The organism is Aeromonas sp. 9A (genome assembly GCF_963900955.1).
GTDB lineage: Bacteria > Pseudomonadota > Gammaproteobacteria > Enterobacterales > Aeromonadaceae > Aeromonas > Aeromonas salmonicida.
In genome coordinates this window covers 3357872-3377541 of sequence record NZ_CAWRFG010000001.1, presented here as the reverse complement: position 1 = coordinate 3377541, position 19670 = coordinate 3357872, and the positions used below count along the sequence as shown (strand labels likewise).

The following is a 19670-nucleotide window of genomic DNA, read 5'->3' as shown; positions in this document are numbered from 1 at the left end:
CCCACCCCCTATGGTGGTGTGAGCCAGCGGTGTTTTGAGTACCTGAAATGTAACTAATTACGTAATAAAATTACATATGCAAAAACAAATCCCGACCTTACTCCAAGCTTTCAGAAAACGGCTGTATGAAATGATTTTTTAGATCTCAGTGAATACTAAGCTCCCACCAGTGTTGGCTATTGAACGTTTGTTTAAAACGTGGATGGGGAAGAGGGGTCGAATGGGGTTTATCTCGTCAGCAGGGGAAAAGTGACGAGCAATAACGTAGGTTTGTATCACCTTGGCTTGCTATCTGGGGTGATGAGGGGAGGAGGTTGGGGAGTGGATAAAACTGATAAGTCGTAGTTACGCAGCATTTTATTGTTATTTGTGTCAGTGGGCCTTCCTGGCCCCCGGGGAAGGTAAAAGGGTGGCGAAACCCAAGGGTTCAGCGGCCACTTTTCCTCTTCTACTCTATCTTGAGCGGGATCAGTATTCGTCGTCCGGCGCCGCTAGATCGACCACATCCAGATGCACTATAGTGCCGTATTCATGCTCGCCGAGTTCGATGTCGGCTTGTGGCAGGGGGGCTGGGTGGGGCTGTGATTCAATTGCTTGCGTCATGGGTGCTTGCCTCATTGGATTGCAAGCCGGTCGGTGACTCCATCACCCGGATTCCCACCTCCCTGTTTCATTGCCGGCGGAAAAGTCGCGTATCCTAGCGACACTCGCCACAGGTTTCAAGTGATTCTGAATAAAAAACATACCACCAATGTGTGATGGCTCTGTGGTGGCGCCTGCCGGACAGAGTACTGCCACGGTCATAAAGAGGGTGAAGGGGCTGGAGTAAAATGGAGGTAAAAAAATAGCCCAGTCGTTTGACTGGGCTATTTCTCGGGGAAAATGGTCGGTGTGAGAGGATTCGAACCTCCGACCCTCTACACCCCATGCAGATGCGCTACCTGGCTGCGCTACACACCGACGAGGTCAGTTCGAGCTGACGGAAGGGAGTCTAATGATATGAATCTGTTGGTGCAACTCCTTTTTTATCAGTGAGATGTCGATTGCTTCTTTATTGCTCAGTCAAGATGCTGCTTGGGCCGGCCACGGAGATTTGGCATAATCGCCGCCCCGTATTGCGGTGGAAAAATTGCGCCGCAGGCCTAGCTTGGCGGCTGTGGTCAAGGCGCCAGCATCCACAGGCGTGGTGCCTGTCCCTGGTGCAGGCAAGCGCTGATGAGCGCAGTCACATGCAGGGCAAGCCGTCATGAACAACCAATCGGTCATGAACAACCAATCGAGAGAGGATCAAGGGATGGAACCATCAGCAGCCGCAGTATCCCTGAGCCAGACAGTGCAGCAAGCAGAGCAGGATGAGCGCTGGATGCGCCATGCCATGGCACTGGCCGCCCGGGCCGAGGGGATCGGCGAGATCCCGGTCGGTGCCGTGCTGGTGCTGGGGGACGAAGTGGTCGGTGAGGGGTGGAATCGCTCCATCAGCGAGCATGATGCGTGTGCCCATGCGGAGATCATGGCGATCCGTGCAGCCGGTGCCCGACTGGAAAACTACCGTCTGATCGATACGGTGCTGTATGTGACGCTGGAGCCTTGCTGCATGTGCGCGGGAGCCCTCATTCACAGCCGGGTCAAGCGGGTGGTGTTCGGGGCGCGGGATCTCAAAACGGGAGCGGCAGGTTCCGTATTCGAGATTTTGCAGGACCCCCGCCACAACCACAGAGTGTCGTTGACGGAGGGGGTACTGGCAGATGCCTGCTCGGCCCAGCTCTCGGCCTTCTTCAAGCGCCGCCGCGCCGAGAAAAAGGCCGCCAGACAGGCATTGCAGCAAGCGGCCGACTCTTCTTCTTGATGCAAGCGGGGGAGACTTTTGCCGCTCCCGCTTCTCACCATCCAATATATTTTCATATAAAACAGTTGGTTGAATCTGTTTCTTGCCGAAAAGTGCCGCCATTTCCTTCTTCGAAAATAAGCTCTGCTCAAGGGGCTTCGATGTAACAAAACTGTCATGCAACCGCCATATAATGCCGCCAAGCCTAGCTCACATTGAGGTCTTGCATGTCATCGGAATCGATCAACCTGGTCATGGCGGGCAGTAGAAAACGCCGGATCAAGGATAAGTTGGCCAAGTTCGGGGTCACCACAGGCGGTGCCCTCGTGCTGGTGGCCTTGTTGCTCATTTTTTTCTATCTGCTGTATGTGGTGAAACCTATTTTCAATGGCGCCACCATGGAGCCGACCGCATCGTTTACCCTGCCCATTGCGGGCAAGACTGCCTGGCTCGGGATGGAGGAGCAGAACGAGATTGGCTATCGCTTCAGCGATAAGGGGCTGGTCAACTTCTTTGCTCTTCAGGGAGATGGCAAGGTCAAGGTGGGACAAGCCATTGGTCAGGCCCAGGTTGCCGGTGACATCACGACTGTCACCAGCCCGGCGCCGGGTCAGAAGCTCATCGCCTACGGTTTTGCCGATGGCAAGGCTCTGGTCATGGAGCCCCATTTCAAGGTTTCCTATCCCAATGACGTGCGGGTCATCGAGCCCAGCCTGAGATATCCCTTCGGCGAAGAGCCGGTAGTGATCGATCCCCAAGGCAAGGCGCTGCAGTTCATGGTATTCGAAGCCACCAAGGACAAGATGGCCACCGCCGCCGTGACCGAAGATGGTCGCGGCGTGATGACTGTGATGAGCGGCGAGGAGAACTTCATTTCCGGCGACGTGGAGTGGAGCGCCCAGAACTACAGCATTCCTTCTCTGCCGAGCCATGTGGATCAGATGCTACTGACCCCCAACTTGCGCATCCTGTTTGTGCGTGAGGGCAACCGCCTCTCTGTCTACGACATCCACAACCTCAATAATATCGCCCTGCGCAACGTGCTGGAGATCAACGCCCCCAATGCCAATGTGACCCGGATTGAGCTGCTCGCCGGTGCCTCCTCTTTGCTGGTGGGCAACGACAACGGTGTCATCTCCCAGTGGTTCGAAGTGGCCAAGGATGGCAAGCGTCAGTTCACCCAGATCCGTGACTTCAAGAGTGATGGTTCTGTGGATCTGCTGACCCCGGAGCACTTTCGCAAGGGCTTTGTCAGCGCAGGCAAGGATGGCACCATCAGCTTCTTCCACGCCACCGGCGAGAGCAAGCTGCTGAGCGAGAAGATAGAGGGGGGAGCACTGTTGGCGCTGGCCATCTCGCCCCGCCACAACGTGCTGCTTATGCAGCAGGACGATACCTTCAAGCTGTTTGCGGTCGAGAATGATCACCCTGAAGTGACCTGGTCTGCCCTGTGGCAAGAGGTGTGGTATGAAGGCTACCCGGAGCCCATGTATGTGTGGCAATCCACCTCTGCCAGCAACGATTTCGAAGCCAAGCTGAGCCTGATCCCCATTTCGTTCGGCACGCTGAAGGCGGCATTCTACGCCATGATGTTTGCGGTCCCGCTGGGGGTCGCCGGCGCCATCTATACCGCTTATTTCATGTCTGCCGGCATGCGCAAGTTTGTCAAGCCGACCATAGAAATCATGGAGGCTCTGCCAACCGTTATCCTCGGTTTTCTGGCTGGTCTGTGGCTGGCACCCATTGTCGAGGATTACCTGCCAGGGATCTTCATGATGCTGGTGATGCTGCCGATGGGGATGTTGCTGGCCGCCCTGGCCTGGCATCTGCTGCCGGGCAAGCTCAAGCAGTGCGTGCCGGAAGGGAGCCAGGCTGTCTTGCTGATCCCCGTGGTGCTGCTGGTCGGCTGGTTGTCGTTGACCCTGAGTCCTGTGGTGGAAAATGCCTTCTTTGGCGGGGATACCCGTAGCTGGCTGACCCATGAAATGGGGATCAAGTTTGACCAGCGCAACTCCCTGGTGGTGGGTATCGCCATGGGCTTTGCGGTCATCCCTACTATCTTCTCCATCGCCGAAGACGCTGTCTTCTCCGTGCCCAAGCATCTGACTCAAGGATCGCTGGCACTGGGTGCCACTACGTGGCAGACACTGAGCCGTGTGGTGATCCTCACCGCCAGCCCGGGCATCTTCTCGGCAGTGATGATGGGTCTTGGCCGCGCCGTGGGTGAGACCATGATAGTGCTGATGGCGACCGGCAATACCCCCATCATGGACTTCTCCATGTTCCAGGGACTGCGAACCCTGGCTGCCAACATAGCGGTGGAGATGCCGGAATCGGAAGTGGGCAGCTCCCACTACCGGGTACTGTTCCTCGCGGCCTTCGTACTGTTTGTGTTCACCTTTTTCTTCAACACCCTGGCCGAGTTCGTGCGTCAGCGGTTGCGTGAAAAATACAGCTCCATGTAACGGGCAAGGAATCGACAATGGGTAAGTGGTTTAAGTCAGGGGCCCCCTGGATCTGGATGACAGGCGGTGCAGTCAGCCTGAGTCTGGTGGCGGTACTGGGTCTGTTGCTGCTCATCGGCTGGCGTGGTCTGATCTATTTCTGGCCTCACCCCATCTATGAGTGGCAGATCCAAGATGTCAGCGGCAACAAGAGCGTCTTGATCGGTGAAATCAATGACAGCGAACTGGTGCCGGTGGAGCGGCTGCGGGCTGCGGGTATTCCGCTGGAAGGTGAAGATCGCGAGGTGTTGACCCGCTATCTGGTCAAGACCGGCAACCGTGAGTTCGTCGACCTCGATTTCCGCTGGGTGCTGGAGACTGACATCAAGTCCCAGTCACTGCCTGCCGAGATGGCGGTGATTGAACGTACCACCAATGGTAACTTCTATGGTTATGTGGTGCAGGCCAAGGAAGATGGCGTGCTCCACGAGCAGGATCTGCACAAGGTACTCAAGAGGATGCTGGCTCGCAGCAACGGCCTCTCCGAGCAGGCCAGCAAGCTGCAAAAAGGTGCCATAGGATCAATCAACTACCAGTTGGAGAAGTTGCGTCTCAAAGAGCGCAAAGCCGAGCTCAATGATGAGCTGACCGATCAGCTTAAAGCCGAGCTGGTCGAAGAGCGCAAGGCACTCAACGACCGCTATCAAATATTGGAAAAGGAACTCTTTTCCCTGCGTGCCCAAGCGGATCGTGATGCCATCACAGTCAAGGACATGCGTGGTGAGCTGGTGACCATGCCCATGTCCAAGGTACTGGATGTGACCTGGCCCAACGCCATGGGATTGCCTGCCAAGGTGGGCCACTGGTTCCATCAGATAGGCAAATTCGTCACGGGTGAGCCTCGCGAGGCCAACACGGAAGGCGGTGTGTTCCCGGCCATCTTCGGCACCGTCTTCATGGTGATCCTGATGGCGATCATCGTCACGCCCCTCGGCGTGGTGGCGGCGGTCTACCTGCACGAGTATGCGGGCAAGAACAGCCTGACCAAGCTTATCCGCATCGCGGTGATCAACCTGGCGGGTGTGCCCTCCATCGTCTATGGCGTGTTTGGTCTGGGCTTCTTTGTCTATACCCTGGGTGGCTCGCTGGATCAGCTGTTCTACCCGGAGGCGCTGCCGAGCCCGACCTTTGGCTCACCCGGTGTCATCTGGTCGGCACTGACCCTGGCCATCCTGACCCTGCCGGTGGTGATCGTCTCTACCGAAGAGGGACTGTCCCGTATTCCCAGCACCATCCGTCAGGGGTCGCTGGCGCTGGGGGCCACCCAGGCCGAAACTCTGTGGCGTATCGTGCTGCCCATGGCGAGCCCGGCCATCATGACCGGCCTTATCCTGGCGATAGCCCGGGCCGCCGGTGAAGTGGCTCCGCTGATGCTGGTGGGGGTGGTGAAACTGGCGCCGACCCTGCCGATGGATGGCAACTTCCCGTACCTGCACGTGGAGCGCAAGTTCATGCACCTGGGCTTCCACATTTACGACGTGGGATTCCAGAGTCCGAACGTCGAAGCAGCGCGGCCGCTGGTGTATGCCACCTCCTTCCTGCTGGTGACGGTGATCGTTGGCTTGAACCTGACGGCCATCGGCATTCGTAACCACTTGCGTGAAAAATTCCGCTCTTTGGAACATTGATGCGGCAGTCCAGACGGATGTTGAGACAATGGATGAACAGCATGAACCTGACCGACATCACAGGCATTCGCAACCACTTGCGTGAGAAATTCCGGTCGCTGGAGCATTAATCCGGCGTCCTTGAGACAAGATCGAGAAAACAGATGCGCGGTTCAGAGAGTGCCGCCATCTGTCAGCAGCAATCATGGCGGTCGCTGGCAAGAGTCCGGCCACTCCAGACTGATTTTGAGGTAACAGATGATCAACGTAACGACCACATCCATTCAGCACACAGCGCTGGACCTGCTCAACCTGACCCCGGAGCAGACAGCGCTGGAGGTGAAGGATCTCAACCTCTACTACGGCAACAAGCAGGCGCTGTTCAACGTCAACATGAAGATCCCGAAAGGGCAGGTGACGGCCTTCATAGGCCCGTCCGGCTGCGGCAAGTCAACCCTGCTGCGCTGCATCAACCGGATGAATGATCTGGTGGAGATCTGCCGCATCGAAGGTGAAATCCAGCTGCACGGCCACAACATTTATGACAAGGGAGTGGATGTCTCCGCTCTGCGTCGTCAGGTCGGCATGGTGTTCCAGCGTCCTAACCCCTTCCCCAAATCCATCTACGAGAACGTGGTCTATGGTCTGCGCCTGCAGGGCATCAACGACAGACGCACCCTGGACGAGGCGGCCGAGCGTTCACTGCGTGGCGCGGCCCTGTGGGAAGAGGTGAAGGATCGACTGCATGACAATGCATTTGGTCTCTCCGGTGGCCAGCAGCAGCGTCTGGTGATTGCCCGGGCCATCGCCATCGAGCCGGAAGTCTTGTTGCTGGATGAACCCACCTCGGCCCTCGACCCGATTTCGACGCTTACCATCGAGGAGCTGATCAACGAGCTCAAGAGCCAGTTCACCGTGGTGATCGTGACCCACAACATGCAGCAGGCTGCACGAGTGTCGGATCAGACGGCGTTCATGTACATGGGCGAGCTCATCGAATATGCGGACACCAACACCATCTTCACCACACCGGCCAAGAAAAAGACCGAAGATTACATCACTGGTCGCTACGGCTAAGGCATGGTTGGTGCAATAAGGTGATTGATATGAACAGCAAGAAACAGATTACCGGCCAGTTCAACGGCTAAGGCATAATCGGAGCATCAAGGATTATTTGTATGGACAATATGAACCTCAATAAACACATCTCCGGTCAGTTCAATGCCGAGCTTGAGAATGTGCGCAATCAGGTACTGGTGATGGGCGGTCTGGTGGAGCAACAGCTTACCGACGCCATCGCCGCCATCCACGATCAGGATCTGGATGCGGCGCGCAAGATAGTGGCCAATGACCACAAGGTCAACGCCATGGAAGTGGCCATCGACGAAGAATGCACCCGCATCATCGCCAAACGCCAGCCCACAGCGTCCGACTTGCGTCTGGTGATGGCCATCATCAAGACCATCACGGATCTGGAACGCATCGGCGACGTGGCGGACAAGATAGCCCGCATGCTGACCGACAACGCCAACAAGCCACAGCCGCCGCTGGTGTCCCTCGAGAACATGGGGCGCCGCACCATCAAGATGCTGCACGACGTGCTCGATGCGTTTGCCCGCATGGATCTGGAGGCGGCCATCGCCGTCTACAAGGAAGATGACAAGGTAGATCGGGAGTACGAGTCCATCATCCGTGAGCTGATGACCTACATGATGGAAGATCCGCGCACCATCCCCCAGGTACTCAACGTACTGTGGGCGGCGCGTGCCATCGAGCGGGTCGGCGATCGCTGTCAGCACATCTGCGAGTACATCGTTTACTACGTCAAGGGCAAGGACGTTCGCCACACCAAGGTTGACGAGCTGAGCGATCTGCTTGGCAAGAGCTGATGAAATGAATAAAAAGGCGCGTTTCGCGCCTTTTTTGTTGCACTGCGTGTCAGAGCAAGATATAGCCACCCGGATGGCGGTTTTCTGCTAGAATATGCCCCCTGTGTGAGTCTCGGATGGACTCACGGTCTGGTCTCCCAGGCCCAGTTTGCCGTCTTGTGCTAAGGCGGGTGTAGCAATAGGTTAATCATGAGTTTTGCCGATAGTATATTTCTTCTGATGCTGCTGGTTGCCGGCAGTGTGTTCTTCTCCCTTTCCGAGATCTCCCTCGCCGCCTCCCGCAAGATCAAATTGCAGGTGATGGCCGATGAGGGGAACCGCCATGCCGCCAAGGTGCTGGCGCTGCAGGCCCAGCCGGGTAATTTCTTTACCGTGGTGCAAATTGGCCTCAACACTGTCGCCATCCTGGGCGGTATCCTGGGCGAGTCTGCCCTGAATCCGGCCATCAAGGAGTTCATCTTCAGCTTCTATCAGGGCCCCTGGCTTGGCCAGATAAGTTCTGCCGCCTCCTTCGTGTTCGTCACCGGCATGTTCATCCTGATAGCAGACCTGATGCCCAAGCGCCTGGCCATGACCATGCCGGAGCGGATCGCCGTTGTGGTGGTACGCCCCATGCTGCTGTGCGTGACCCTGCTGATGCCGCTGGTGTGGTTCTTCAATGGCATGGCGAATGCGTTGTTCCGTCTGCTGCGGGTCTCCATGATACGCAACGACGAGATCACCTCCGACGATATCTATGCGGTGATGGATGCGGGCGCCGAGGCGGGCGTTATTCAGCGCGAAGAGCATCAGCTCATCGAGAACGTGTTCGAGTTGCAGTCCCTCGGCGTCACCTCCGCCATGACGGCGCGGGAGAGCCTGATTTACTTCACCCTGCAAGAGGGTGAAGAGAGCATCAAGGCCAAGATCGCCGAGCACCCCCACAACAAGTTCCTGGTCTGTGACCACAACCTCGACAGTATCAAGGGCTTCGTCGATGCCAAAGAGTTGCTGATCCGCGTCATCAGCGGCCAGAGCATAGATCTCAACAGCGGCTCCCTGGTGCAGAACGTCATCATCATTCCCGATACCCTCAACCTCTACGAGGCGATGGAGTACTTCAAGAACCACAGGGGTGACTTCGCCGTTGTGATGAACGAGTACGCCCTGGTCGTGGGGATAGTCACCATGAACGACCTGATGAGTACCGTCATGGGTGAGTGGGCCACCCACGTAGTGGAAGAGCAGATTGTGCAGCGGGATGAAAATTCCTGGCTGGTGGATGGTGTCACCCCCATCTCTGACGTGATGCGTGCCTTCGACATAGAGGCGTTTCCGGATAGCCAGAACTACGAGACCATCGCCGGTTTCATCATGTTCATGCTGCGCAAGATCCCCAAGCGTACCGACTCGGTCAAATACGCGGGCTACAAATTTGAAGTCGTGGATATCGACAGCTACAAGATCGACCAGCTGCTGGTCACTCGGGTTGAACCCATAGTGACCGACAAGTCCGCTCAGGAATCGTAAAGGAGCTACCAAGGAGTCATGAAGATGCAGTCTCATTCCCGTGCGCTGGCCTGTGTGGCGCTTGCCCTGGCGCTGGGCGCTTGCAGTCAGAGCGCTCCCCGCAAGGCGGTTGTCGTTGCCAAACCGGTTGCCGCCAAGGCAGAAGTGGTGCCGCAATCCGATCCCGATGCCGTGGTACAAAGCGCCGTAGTGGAGCCAAGTCCGGTCTTTGATGAGGAGTACCACGGCCCGGATCAGGGATCCCTGGAGTCGGTAACCGCCCTGTTTGCCCGTGGTTACATCGAATCTGCCATGCGTGAAACCATGCTGGCGGCGGTGCACAGCGACTATCCGCTACTCGGCATGCGGGATGTGCGGTTGACCGATCCTGTCTCCAAGTTTCTCACCTCGACCCAGGCTGCCACCACGGCCCACGACTATCTCTATGCCGGTGTGCAGCGTCGTCTCGGTCGCCCTCTGAGCCCGGCCCAGTGGGCGCAGATCTGGCAGGGATTGCCCCAACAGGGGCGGGTCTCTGACTGGACCAAGCAGATCAAGCGAGTGCTGGCAGGGCGTTAAACCGCCAGCTAACCAGACAGCAGTGAGGCCACCCTTGGGTGGCCTCACTCATTTCTACCTTTCCTCATCTTTGCGTTCTGATTTCTGTTGATACCGATTGCCGCCTGCACTGCTTTGCTTTATCTTATTTTGGCCATCTAAACATCTATATGTTTTTATGGCTGGTATTGATAGGGATGCCTCACCACCATGAGGCCCGGCGACGCACAGCCGCAGAGCAACGCTAAAGAGTGCATGGCAGCGCAAAAAAGCTGCAAATCGACAAAACAGACAAACACAGAACAACAATAGAGACACGACAGATGGAAACACAGGCATTGTGGGTACTGGATGGTGGCATGGGACGCGAGCTGGCACGGCGAGGGGCGCCCTTTCGCCAACCTGAATGGTCGGCGCTGGCGCTGATGGAGGCACCACAGACGGTGCGCGAAGTGCATCAGGCCTATGTGGCGAGCGGTGCCCGTGTCATCACCACCAACAGTTATGCCCTGGTGCCGTTTCATATCGGTGCCGAGCGATTTGCCGCCGAAGGGGAAGCGCTGGCCGCGCTGGCTGGCCAGCTGGCCCGTGAGGTTGCCAATGAGCAACCGGGCTCGGTGCAGGTCGCAGGATCCTTGCCGCCGCTGTTTGGCTCCTACCGCGCCGACCTGTTCGAGGCGGACAGAGTGGGCGAGCTGGCCACACCGCTCATTCGGGCGTTATCACCTCATGTGGATATCTGGCTGGCCGAGACCATGAGCCTGATTGCCGAGCCGCTGGCCCTCAAGGCGCTGTTGCCACAGGATGGCAAGCCGTTCTGGGTCTCCTTCACGCTGGAAGATGAAGCGCCGGGCTGCGAGCCTGCGCTTCGTTCCGGTGAGCGGGTGGCGAATGCCGTTACCGCACTGGCATCGGCCGGGGTGGACGCCATCCTGTTCAACTGCTGTCAGCCCGAGGTGATCGAGGCCGCGCTGACGGTGGCCGGTGACAGCTTGCAGGCGCTGGGTCGAGGGGATATTCGCCTCGGCGCCTATGCCAACGCATTTCCTCCCCAGCCCAAGGAGGCGACCGCCAACGACGGACTGGACGAGATCCGCGCCGATCTGGGGCCGCTGGATTATCTCGGCTGGGCCGAGCGCTGGCGCGCCGTGGGGGCCTCTCTCATTGGCGGCTGCTGCGGTATAGGCCCCGAGCATATTCAGGCACTGGCCAGCCGGCTGCGCTAAGGAGAGCACATGAAAGAGAGCAAAATAGGCCTCTGGTCCCTCACTGCGCTGGTATTCAGCTCCATGGTGGGGGCGGGCATCTTCAGCTTGCCCCAAAACATGGCCGAGGTGGCCGGTGCCCGCGCCGTGCTGATCGGCTGGGGCGTGACCGGGGTGGGCATACTGGCACTCGCCGCGAGTTTTCTCTACCTGTCGCGGCTAAGACCGGATCTCGATGGCGGCATTTACAGCTATGCCCGCGCAGGCTTTGGCGATCTGGTGGGTTTTTTCTCCGCCTGGGGCTACTGGCTGTGCGCCACCATAGGTGTGGTGGGTTACCTGGTGATCGCGTTCGCCGCCCTTGGCAGCTTCGTCGATACCCCTGAACACATCTGGTTTGGCGATGGCAATACCCTGGCGGCCTTTATCGGTGAGTCCTGCATCCTCTGGGCCGTGCACTTGCTGGTGGCCCGTGGCGTGCAACAGGCTGCCCTGTTCAATCTGGTGGCAACCCTGGCCAAGAGCCTGCCGCTGCTGCTGTTCATCCTGTTCGCCTGCTACTGGTTCGACCCTGTAACCTTTGCGACGGATCAGGGGGGCAGCACGCTTGCTGTGCCGGTCTCCGAGCAGGTGCGCAACACCATGCTGATCACCCTCTGGGTCTTTACCGGCATCGAAGGGGCCGCCGTCTTGTCGGCCCGCGCCAGAAACAAGCGGGACGTGGGCACGGCCACAGTGCTCGGCGTGGTGCTGGCGTTGCTGCTCTATGTGCTCATCTCTGTGCTGGCGCTGGGGATATTGAGTCGCCCCGAGCTCGCGGCCCTGCCCAATCCCTCCATGGCGGGGCTGATGGCCCAGATGACAGGCTCCTGGGGCAAGGTGCTGATCAGTGTCGGCCTCATTGTCTCTGTGCTTGCTTCTTACGTGAGCTGGACCCTGTTCTCGGCAGAGGTGCCCTTCAGCGCTGCCCGCCACGGCGCCTTCCCGGCCATCTTCCGGCGCCAGAATCGCAATGGCACCCCCATAGCGTCGCTGTGGCTCACCAGCCTGACGGTGCAGGGCTGCCTGCTGCTGGTGTGGCTGCTCGGCAAGGGGTATACCAACCTGCTGCTTATCTCCACCTCGATGATCCTGGTGCCCTATCTGCTGATCGGCCTGTTCCTGCTCAAGCTTTCCTTGAGTGGCGAGGGCAATGGCCTGATGCGGACAGTGGCACTGGTGTCGAGCGGTTATGGCCTCTGGCTGCTCTATGCCGCCGGTGTGGAATACCTGCTGCTCTCCTTGCTGCTCTACGGGCCGGGCCTGCTGCTGTTTCTCTATAGCCGCCGACAGCTTGGTGACCATCAGCGGCTCAGTGGTCGCGAGCGACTGCTGGCCGGGATAACGCTGGTGAGCCTTATTCCCGCACTCTGGTCATTTGCCTCTCCATAAAGGGGATAAGTGATCCTTGCAAAATGAGAGAGCGCCCTGGTGGCGCTCTCTCATTTTGCTTTGTTCCCGGGTTCTGGCTCAGGCGCTGCCGGGGCCGGCCGGTTTGCCAAACAGCACCTTGAGCTTCTCTGACCAGGGGAGACCACGGGCCTCGCGCAGCATGTCGCGCCACTCGTGGAAGGTGAGGGTGAGCGGATTGAAGCTGCGAACCGGTTTGGTGATGCCAAAGCGGCATGGCTCGGCGGGATCCTCTTCCACAAAGGTGCCAAACAGCCGATCCCAGATGATCAGCACGCCGGCGAAGTTGCGGTCTATGTATTTGGCGTTGCTGGCGTGGTGCACCCTGTGGTGGGAGGGGGTATTGAAGACCCACTCAAGCCAGCCGAGCTTGCCCACCACCTGGGTGTGAACGAAGAACTGAAAACCCAGGCTCAGCAGCACGGTCGCCACCACGGCCTGTGGCGGGAAGCCGATGAGGATCATGGGGATCCAGAACAGCCACATGCCCGAGACGGGGTACATCAGGCTCTGGCGAAAGGCGGTGGAGAGGTTGAGCCGCTCCGAGCTGTGATGCACCACGTGGGAGGCCCACAGCCAGCGCACATGGTGGCTGGCAAAGTGGAACAGCCAGTAACAGCAATCCTGCAGCAGGAACAGCAGCAAGATGCTCCAGACATTGAGCTCGATGTCAAACAGCCGCCAGCCCCACAGGGTGTCATACAGGTAAGCGATGGCGATGGCCGTCAGTGCGTCCCCCCCCTGATGCATCAGGGCCAGGGTGGCGTTGGCGAAGAGATCCTTCCAATGGTAGGTGGCGGTGGGAAAGGCCGCCCCGTGCTTGCGCAGGTAAAGCATCTCCCAGCCGACAAATGCCAAAAAGACGGGGGAGAGATAAAGCAGCAGCAGTTGCACATCCATGTCGGGCATCCGGTTTGACCAGTTGTGTTCCAGCATACCGAATGGATTTAAAATTTCATTAACATATTGCACCGCCATCTGGTGACTGGCCTGAATTTAAATTCAATGTAACCTGTTGTTTTTATATGGTTTAAGAGGTGGTTATGCAGTTGGTGAAAAGAGGGGTGGTCATTGCCCTGCTGTGGAGTGGCTGTGTGTGGGCCGATCCTGCTCAGGATCTGGTCAACCTGATCAACAGTGAACAGCAAGCGGAGCAGTTACAGGCCCAGCTGCAGGCACAGTTGATCCCGCTGATCATTCGGGGGGCAGGCGAACATGCGCAGGAATTGGCCAAGCATCGCGATGTACTGGAGGCCTGGTTTGGCCGCTATCTCTCCTGGCCGGCCATGAGTGCCGAGGTGGCCGCCATCTATCGCAAGCATTTCTCCGACGCCGAGCTCAAGGAGCTGATCGCCTTTTATCAGAGTCCGGTCGGGAAGAAATCCCTGGATACCATGCCGGCTATCTTTCAGGAGAGCTCGCTGGTGGGTAAATCCATGGCCGAGCGCAATATGCCGGCACTGCAAACCATGCTGGATGAAGCAAAACGCCAGGCGGCAAAATAGATGCGACGGGTTGAGCCTGTGTCAGCGTGAAGAGGGAGCCACGGGCTCCCTCTTCAGCTTTCTACGGCTGTTAGCGTCAGAGCACCTGACTCAGGAACTGGCGCAGGCGCGGGGAGGGAGGATTGTCAAAGAAGTCGGTGGGCTTTTCATCCACCAGCAGCTCGCCGTTTTCCATAAACAGTACCCTGTCCGCCACCTCGCGGGCGAAGCCCATCTCGTGGGTCACCACCACCATTGTCATGCCCTCGCGAGCCAGCCCCTTCATGACGTCCAGTACCTCGCCCACCATCTCGGGGTCCAGCGCACTGGTGGGCTCGTCGAACAGCATGATGCGCGGCTGCATGGCAAGCGCCCGGGCGATGGCCACCCGCTGTTGCTGGCCGCCGGAGAGCTGGGACGGATAGCTCTCGGCCTTGTTCGACAATCCCACTTTCAGCAGCAGGGCCTTGGCCCTGTCCCGCGCGTCATTGCGCGACAACCCGCGCACCTTCTGTGGCGCCAGGCAGATGTTGTCCAGTACGTTCAGGTGGGGGAAAAGGTTGAATGACTGAAACACCATGCCCACCTCTTCCCGCAGCTTGTTGACGTCACCCGGTTCGGTCAGGCAGATGCCATCGACCACTATGTTGCCGTCGTTGATGGTTTCCAGCTGGTTGAGGGTTCGCAGAAACGTGGATTTTCCCGAGCCGCTCGGCCCCACTATCACCACCACTTCCCCTTCGGCGACTTCCGTGCTGACGTTCTTCAGGGCGTGCACACCACCGGCGTAGATCTTCTCCACTCCGCTGGCTTTTATGATGGGATCAGGCTTAGTTGCTGCGTGCATATTTCACCTCCAGACGACGCACCAGAAAAGAGAGGGTGCCGGTCAACACCAGATAGAGCAGGGCCACGGTGAACCACACCTCGAACGGGCTGAAGGTGGAGCTGACCACCTCACGCCCCGCCTTGGTGAGATCCGTGATGGAGATGACGGACACCAGGGAGGAGTCCTTGATGAGGTTGATGAACTGGCCTGCCAGCGGTGGCAGCACCCGCTTGAAGGCTTGCGGCAGAATGACGTAGCGCATGGTCTGGGCCGAGGTGAGCCCCAGGCTGCGACCGGCCTCCATCTGCCCCTTGTGAATGGAGCTGATGCCGGCGCGCACGATTTCGGCCACATAGGCGCCGGTAAAGACGGCCAGTGCCGCCACCCCGGCGGTGAAACGGTCCAGGTTCAGCACAGTGCCGATAAAGAAATAGACGATGAAGATCTGCACCAGCAGTGGCGTGCCGCGAATGAGCTCCACGTAGGTGACCGCCAGATTGCGCAAGGCCGGATTGGGGGAGAGGCGGGCCAGCCCTGCCAGGGTGCCGAGCAGGATGGCAAACACCCCTGCCACCAGGGAGAGCTTGACCGTGACCCAGACACCCCAGGCGATGGGGCCCGCGGTCCAGGTGAGTTCGGTATCCAGGGTATCGCCCCGGAAAATAGTGTCCCCTTCGGTGACCTTCACTCCTGTGCTGGCGATGGCCTGTCGCTGATTGGGGTCGAGATCATTTTGCAGGAACAGTTTGCCCTGCTCGGCGCTGGTGGTGCCGGCGATCACTGTGCCGTCAAATTCGGCCAGGTTGTTCTGCTCCGCCTGATAGGCGATGTATTGGGGGATCCGCTCCCAGCGCCAGGTGTAATCCACGGACTGAACCGCTTTATAGATGCCGAATACGGCAGCCAGCAGCATCAGCAGGAAGACGCCGTGCCAGAGCAACTGGTTGGGTTGTTTTTCCATCTGTCTTGTTGGGTTGTGCACTGTCGCAACCTCTTTGTAGTTATTGTGTGGGGATCTGCGTGAAGGGGCGGCAGGCCGCCCCTTGCGAGGTTACTTGAGCTGGTTCAGCCAGGCGTTGGATTCGAACCACTTCTTGTAGAGGCGGTCGTAGCTGCCATCGCCCTTGATCTGGCGCAGGTAGTTGTTGAACCAGTTGAGGGTGTCCTGATCGCCCTTGCGAATGGCCCAGGCCAGGGGTTCGAAGGTGAACGGCTTGTCCAGGTGCACAACGGCACCGGTATTCTGGGAAGCGAAGATGGCGTTGTAGGGCAGGTCATAGACGAAGGCATCGACCTTGCCGTTGATCACTTCCAGCTTGGCGTCATCCTGGGTTTCAAACTGCAGCAGGGTCGCTTTGGGGATCAGACGTTTGACCGCCTGCTCGCCTGTGGTGCCGAGCTTGACTGCGATTTTGTACTTGGGATCGTTCAAATCGCTGAAGGATTTGATCTCGCCGGCCTTGTCCTTGCGCAGCACTATGGTCTGGCCCACGACTATGTAGGGATCGGCAAAGTTGACCCTCAGGTTGCGCTGGGGGGTGACTGTCATGCCGCCCATGATGACGTCGAACTTGTCGGTCAGCAGCGCAGGAATGATGCCATCCCAGGCGGTGTTGACGAACTCCACCTTGACGCCCATCTCCTTGGCGACCATCTTGGCGAGATCCACGTCAAAGCCGATGTACTGGCCCTGCTTGTTGGTCATTTCAAAGGGTTGATAGCCGGCGTCGAAACCGACTCTCAGCACGCCGCGATCGAGCACGGCATCCAGGGTGGAGGCAGGGGCGGCGGCGTTGGCGAGCCCGCACAGCAGCAAGGTAGAGAGAATGAGTTTTTTGATCATAAGTGACGTCTCTGTCGGTGGTGTGTTCGGCCTTGAACCTGATCCCGTGCGACTCCGTGGCACAAGAGACTGCTGCATCCGGCAACAGGCAAGACAGGATTATTGTCTTGGTTGAGGCAAAAGCCCCATATGAGATTCCATTTTCTGTGTGCTGAGTGAAAAATGTACCAAATTCCGATTGTGCCAGATGACTCAACAGGTTAGTGACGCTTTTTCCCCGTAACTGCACTCATAAAATCACACGAAAACAACATATCTATCTAATGGAGCGGGTTCAAGTCCAAAATGCCGGCGGGACACTTTGTTACATCCGGCCTCGTCATCGGCAGTGCCAAACGTTACTCACTTTCTCAACTGCGACACGAGAGGGATTCCAATGGAGCATATTTAGCGGATTTTTATGCAATACGTGAACTTTTATTGAGGATTTAGTCAGACACCACTGGGTCTTGTTTTGCGCTTCAAATATACTCAGTTACCTTCGTTTAGTGGCACGGGTATGGACGCCTCAATACTGCTCAAGCTGGATGTATTCACCCTCATGGTCATGGCCCTGGGTGGCTACAGCCTCGGTTTTATCACCCTCTCCATCATATGGTTGACCCACAGGGAGATCCCCGGACTCGGATTCTGGTGGTGGTCGAGCCTGTGCGCCCTGGCGGCCCAGAGTCTCTTCTCCCTGCAGGCCTTCATGCCCAATCTGGCGGGGATCTGGCTGGCCAATCTGCTGATCACCGTCTGTATCGCCCTGATGCCGCTGGCACTGCAGCGCTTCTTCGGCAAGCCTCTCAGCTGGGGGGCAAGCGCGCTGTTCATGCTGGTCTATGTGCTGATCCTGAGCTGGAGCATCTTGTTCAACGACCATATGGCGCCCCGGGTATTGCTGGCCTGTCTGAGCTACATGGTTTTGGGGGCCGTGATCGTCTTTCTCATCTGGCGACACGGCTATCCCGCCTACCTGCCGGCTGTGCTGGTGTTCACCGTGGTTAATATCCTGCTCTATGGCTTCAACCTGATGCGGATGGGCTTCCTGCTGGAAGGGGATGCCAGGGTGCTGATGGATCAGAGCGGGGTCAACGTGCTGCCCTTTCTCTCCATGTTGATGGGCAGTTACCTCTCCACCTTCGGGGTGTTGCTGCTCTGTACCCAGTACCGGGCCCTGGCCCTGCGTCAGCAGGCCAGCCATGACTCCCTGACAGGTCTGTTGAACCGGCGCGGTTTCATGGAGCAGATGGGAGCGCGGCGGATTGGCGAGTTCGGCGCCCTGGCCGTACTGGATCTGGATGACTTCAAGCAGGTCAATGATCGCCATGGCCACGAGATAGGGGACAGGGTGCTGGAGGCGGTAGGCGCCTATCTTGGTGCTCAGCCTGAGCTGGTGGCCAGCCGTTTTGGTGGGGAAGAGTTCGTCTTGCTGCTGCCCAGAGAGGATGAACAAGCCCAGCAGGCACGCTGCGAACGGATATTGCAAGATCTGGCGGCGCTGGATCTGAACGGGATCCGCATCACGGTCAGCATGGGGCTGGCGCGCTGCCAGCACGACTGGCATTTCGATACCCTGTTCAGCCAGGCCGATGGCGCCCTTTATCAGGCCAAGCGAGCGGGCAAGAACCGCATCTGCCGACTGGCCTGAAGGGACTGGCTCATACTGCTTCTGCGGCGAGAGGGCGTGGTGCCTGGGCCTTGAGGAAGGGGAGCAGCAACAGGGCCGAGACCCCTGCCGCAACCGAGATCACCACGAAGAAGCCGTTCCAGTGCCAGATCTCCATCACCTTGGCCAGCGGATAACCCGACAGCGCCGCCCCCATGTAGGCAAACAGGCCGACGAAGCCGGTGGCGGCCCCCGCCGAGTTTTTATGGGAGCACTCGGCCGCCGCCATGCCGATCAGCATCTGGGGGCCGAACACGAAGAAACCTATGGTAAAGAAACAGGCTGCCTGCATCACATAGCTGAAGAAGGGCATCAGCCACAGCGACCCCACCGCCAGCAGTATCCCCACCGCGAAGATGAGGTTCATCGGCCCGCGATTGCCGTTGAACAGCTTGTCCGATCCCCAGCCCGCCACCAGGGCACCGATAAAGCCCCCCACCTCGAACATCGAGATAGCCGAGTTGGCGCTCATCAGATTGAAGCCGCGCTGCTCCGTCATGTAGAGATTGCCCCAGTCGTTGATGGCGGTGCGCACCACATAGACCAGCACGTAGCAGCAGGCAAGCAGCCAGATGTAGGGATTGCCAAGCACGTATTTGCGCAAGATCTGGCGATGGGAGAGGCCGGCATCCTGAGTCTGCTGGGCCAGCTCCATGGCATCCTGGCGCCACTCCCCGACCGTGGGCAGCCCCATGGCGCTCGGGGTATCTCGCAGTCGCCAGCACAAGAACAGCCCGGCCAGAATGGCGATGACGCCAGGCACTATCATGCCGTAGCGCCAGCCGTGCTGCAGAGCTATGGTGCTGACGATGAGGGGAATGAGCGCCCCACCCACGTTGTGGGCCGTGTTCCAGGCCGACCACCAGACGCCCCGCTCGCTGCGGGAATACCAGCTGGTAAGCAGCTTGGAGCAGGGGGGCCAGCCCCAGCCCTGAAAGAAGGCGTTGGCGACCCAGAGTGCCGCAAACAGCCACAGGGATGACGACAGGCCGAACAGTATGTTGATGACACCGGTGGCCATCAGCCCCAGCCCCATGAAGTAGCGGGGGTTGGCCCGGTCGCTGATGATGCCGGAGAAGAACTTGGAGCAGCCGTAGGTGATGTAGAACAGAGTCCACAAGATGCCGATGTCGGACTTGTCCAGCATGCCGTCCGCCAGCATGTCCGGCATGGCGAAGTTGAAGCTCTTGCGGGTGAAATAGAAGACAGCGTAGCCCAGGTACATGGTCAGCAGAATATGCAGTCGCCAGTGACGGTAGCTGGCATCGATCTCGGCCTGATCACGGATGAGCGGCTGTGGCGGTGCGCTCCTCATAAAGCTCAACATAAGACGGTCTT

At 58.5% G+C, this 19670-nt stretch carries 17 protein-coding genes and 1 tRNA gene; 11 read left to right on the top strand and 7 right to left on the bottom strand.

Annotation, left to right across the window (positions count from 1 at the left end; genetic code table 11):
- Positions 1–468: 468 nt before the first annotated feature.
- Both AACX78_RS15615 and AACX78_RS15610 read right to left on the bottom strand, forming a co-directional pair.
- Positions 469–603 carry a hypothetical protein gene (locus tag AACX78_RS15615; RefSeq protein WP_265342330.1) on the bottom strand — a complete coding sequence of 45 codons (135 nt, stop codon included), beginning with the start codon at positions 601–603 and terminating at the stop codon, positions 469–471.
- Positions 604–883: 280 nt separating this feature from the next.
- Positions 884–960 (bottom strand) — tRNA-Pro (locus AACX78_RS15610).
- Between the two features lie 334 nt (positions 961–1294).
- Here AACX78_RS15610 and tadA point away from each other — a divergent pair.
- The 9 genes from tadA to AACX78_RS15565 all read left to right on the top strand — a co-directional run bounded on the left by tadA (position 1295) and on the right by AACX78_RS15565 (position 12507).
- Positions 1295–1846, top strand: a complete 552-nt coding sequence (gene tadA / locus AACX78_RS15605; protein WP_159166748.1) for a tRNA adenosine(34) deaminase TadA — start codon at positions 1295–1297, stop codon at positions 1844–1846.
- A gap of 206 nt (positions 1847–2052) precedes the next feature.
- Positions 2053–4290: an ABC transporter permease subunit gene (locus AACX78_RS15600; protein WP_021139223.1), complete on the top strand. Its 2238-nt coding sequence runs from the start codon at positions 2053–2055 to the stop codon at positions 4288–4290.
- A 17-nt stretch (positions 4291–4307) separates the two neighbouring features.
- On the top strand, positions 4308–5957 hold the full coding sequence (gene pstA, locus AACX78_RS15595) for a phosphate ABC transporter permease PstA (protein WP_099993822.1): 1650 nt from the start codon (positions 4308–4310) through the stop codon (positions 5955–5957).
- A 237-nt stretch (positions 5958–6194) separates the two neighbouring features.
- Positions 6195–7013: a phosphate ABC transporter ATP-binding protein PstB gene (gene pstB, locus AACX78_RS15590; protein ID WP_159166747.1), complete on the top strand. Its 819-nt coding sequence runs from the start codon at positions 6195–6197 to the stop codon at positions 7011–7013.
- A 101-nt stretch (positions 7014–7114) separates the two neighbouring features.
- On the top strand, positions 7115–7825 hold the full coding sequence (gene phoU, locus AACX78_RS15585; RefSeq protein WP_111587581.1) for a phosphate signaling complex protein PhoU: 711 nt from the start codon (positions 7115–7117) through the stop codon (positions 7823–7825).
- Between the two features lie 189 nt (positions 7826–8014).
- Positions 8015–9334, top strand: coding sequence for a hemolysin family protein (locus AACX78_RS15580; RefSeq protein WP_159166746.1), 1320 nt, complete (start codon positions 8015–8017; stop codon positions 9332–9334).
- Positions 9335–9352: 18 nt separating this feature from the next.
- Entirely contained in the window at positions 9353–9892 is a 540-nt protein-coding gene (locus AACX78_RS15575; RefSeq protein WP_005320140.1) for a hypothetical protein, read from the top strand.
- A 302-nt stretch (positions 9893–10194) separates the two neighbouring features.
- Positions 10195–11097 (top strand): homocysteine S-methyltransferase family protein, encoded by a 903-nt coding sequence (locus AACX78_RS15570; protein WP_159166745.1) that lies wholly within the window; start codon positions 10195–10197, stop codon positions 11095–11097.
- A 9-nt stretch (positions 11098–11106) separates the two neighbouring features.
- Entirely contained in the window at positions 11107–12507 is a 1401-nt protein-coding gene (locus AACX78_RS15565) for a basic amino acid/polyamine antiporter (RefSeq protein ID WP_159166744.1), read from the top strand.
- Positions 12508–12585: 78 nt separating this feature from the next.
- Here AACX78_RS15565 and AACX78_RS15560 read toward each other — a convergent pair whose 3' ends face one another.
- Complete coding sequence (locus AACX78_RS15560; RefSeq protein WP_201302873.1) at positions 12586–13425, bottom strand: sterol desaturase family protein; 840 nt, start codon at positions 13423–13425, stop codon at positions 12586–12588.
- A gap of 143 nt (positions 13426–13568) precedes the next feature.
- Here AACX78_RS15560 and AACX78_RS15555 point away from each other — a divergent pair, with 143 nt between their 5' ends.
- Complete coding sequence (locus AACX78_RS15555) at positions 13569–14030, top strand: DUF2059 domain-containing protein (RefSeq protein ID WP_159166743.1); 462 nt, start codon at positions 13569–13571, stop codon at positions 14028–14030.
- Between the two features lie 76 nt (positions 14031–14106).
- On the opposite strand, the gene AACX78_RS15550 is transcribed toward AACX78_RS15555, so the two are convergent.
- The 3 genes from AACX78_RS15550 to AACX78_RS15540 form a co-directional block, all read right to left on the bottom strand.
- On the bottom strand, positions 14107–14856 hold the full coding sequence (locus tag AACX78_RS15550; protein WP_005320136.1) for an amino acid ABC transporter ATP-binding protein: 750 nt from the start codon (positions 14854–14856) through the stop codon (positions 14107–14109).
- Positions 14840–15799, bottom strand: coding sequence for an amino acid ABC transporter permease (locus AACX78_RS15545; protein WP_005320135.1), 960 nt, complete (start codon positions 15797–15799; stop codon positions 14840–14842). Before AACX78_RS15545 ends, AACX78_RS15550 begins: the two co-directional genes overlap by 17 nt.
- 90 nt (positions 15800–15889) lie before the next feature.
- Positions 15890–16681, bottom strand: coding sequence for a transporter substrate-binding domain-containing protein (locus AACX78_RS15540; RefSeq protein ID WP_017412027.1), 792 nt, complete (start codon positions 16679–16681; stop codon positions 15890–15892).
- Between the two features lie 499 nt (positions 16682–17180).
- On the opposite strand from AACX78_RS15540, the gene AACX78_RS15535 reads away from it, so the two are divergent.
- Entirely contained in the window at positions 17181–18314 is a 1134-nt protein-coding gene (locus tag AACX78_RS15535; protein WP_159166742.1) for a GGDEF domain-containing protein, read from the top strand.
- 10 nt (positions 18315–18324) lie between these two features.
- Here the strand turns inward: AACX78_RS15535 and AACX78_RS15530 are convergent, their stop codons facing one another.
- Positions 18325–19659: an MFS transporter gene (locus tag AACX78_RS15530; RefSeq protein ID WP_111587586.1), complete on the bottom strand. Its 1335-nt coding sequence runs from the start codon at positions 19657–19659 to the stop codon at positions 18325–18327.
- Between the last annotated feature and the right edge of the window lie 11 nt (positions 19660–19670).

Bases quoted from the DNA above. Each gene is read 5' to 3' on its own strand.
- AACX78_RS15565 (WP_159166744.1), top strand. From the start codon at position 11,107: ATGAAAGAGAGCAAAATAGGCCTCTGGTCCCTCACTGCGCTGGTATTC.
- phoU (WP_111587581.1), top strand. From the start codon at position 7,115: ATGGACAATATGAACCTCAATAAACACATCTCCGGTCAGTTCAATGCC.
- AACX78_RS15555 (WP_159166743.1), top strand. From the start codon at position 13,569: ATGCAGTTGGTGAAAAGAGGGGTGGTCATTGCCCTGCTGTGGAGTGGC.
- tadA (WP_159166748.1), top strand. From the start codon at position 1,295: ATGGAACCATCAGCAGCCGCAGTATCCCTGAGCCAGACAGTGCAGCAA.
- AACX78_RS15545 (WP_005320135.1), bottom strand. From the start codon at position 15,799: ATGGAAAAACAACCCAACCAGTTGCTCTGGCACGGCGTCTTCCTGCTG.
- pstB (WP_159166747.1), top strand. From the start codon at position 6,195: ATGATCAACGTAACGACCACATCCATTCAGCACACAGCGCTGGACCTG.
- AACX78_RS15615 (WP_265342330.1), bottom strand. From the start codon at position 603: ATGACGCAAGCAATTGAATCACAGCCCCACCCAGCCCCCCTGCCACAA.
- AACX78_RS15570 (WP_159166745.1), top strand. From the start codon at position 10,195: ATGGAAACACAGGCATTGTGGGTACTGGATGGTGGCATGGGACGCGAG.
- AACX78_RS15580 (WP_159166746.1), top strand. From the start codon at position 8,015: ATGAGTTTTGCCGATAGTATATTTCTTCTGATGCTGCTGGTTGCCGGC.
- AACX78_RS15550 (WP_005320136.1), bottom strand. From the start codon at position 14,856: ATGCACGCAGCAACTAAGCCTGATCCCATCATAAAAGCCAGCGGAGTG.
- AACX78_RS15600 (WP_021139223.1), top strand. From the start codon at position 2,053: ATGTCATCGGAATCGATCAACCTGGTCATGGCGGGCAGTAGAAAACGC.
- AACX78_RS15530 (WP_111587586.1), bottom strand. From the start codon at position 19,659: ATGTTGAGCTTTATGAGGAGCGCACCGCCACAGCCGCTCATCCGTGAT.
- AACX78_RS15535 (WP_159166742.1), top strand. From the start codon at position 17,181: ATGGACGCCTCAATACTGCTCAAGCTGGATGTATTCACCCTCATGGTC.
- AACX78_RS15575 (WP_005320140.1), top strand. From the start codon at position 9,353: ATGAAGATGCAGTCTCATTCCCGTGCGCTGGCCTGTGTGGCGCTTGCC.
- pstA (WP_099993822.1), top strand. From the start codon at position 4,308: ATGGGTAAGTGGTTTAAGTCAGGGGCCCCCTGGATCTGGATGACAGGC.
- AACX78_RS15560 (WP_201302873.1), bottom strand. From the start codon at position 13,425: ATGGATGTGCAACTGCTGCTGCTTTATCTCTCCCCCGTCTTTTTGGCA.
- AACX78_RS15540 (WP_017412027.1), bottom strand. From the start codon at position 16,681: ATGATCAAAAAACTCATTCTCTCTACCTTGCTGCTGTGCGGGCTCGCC.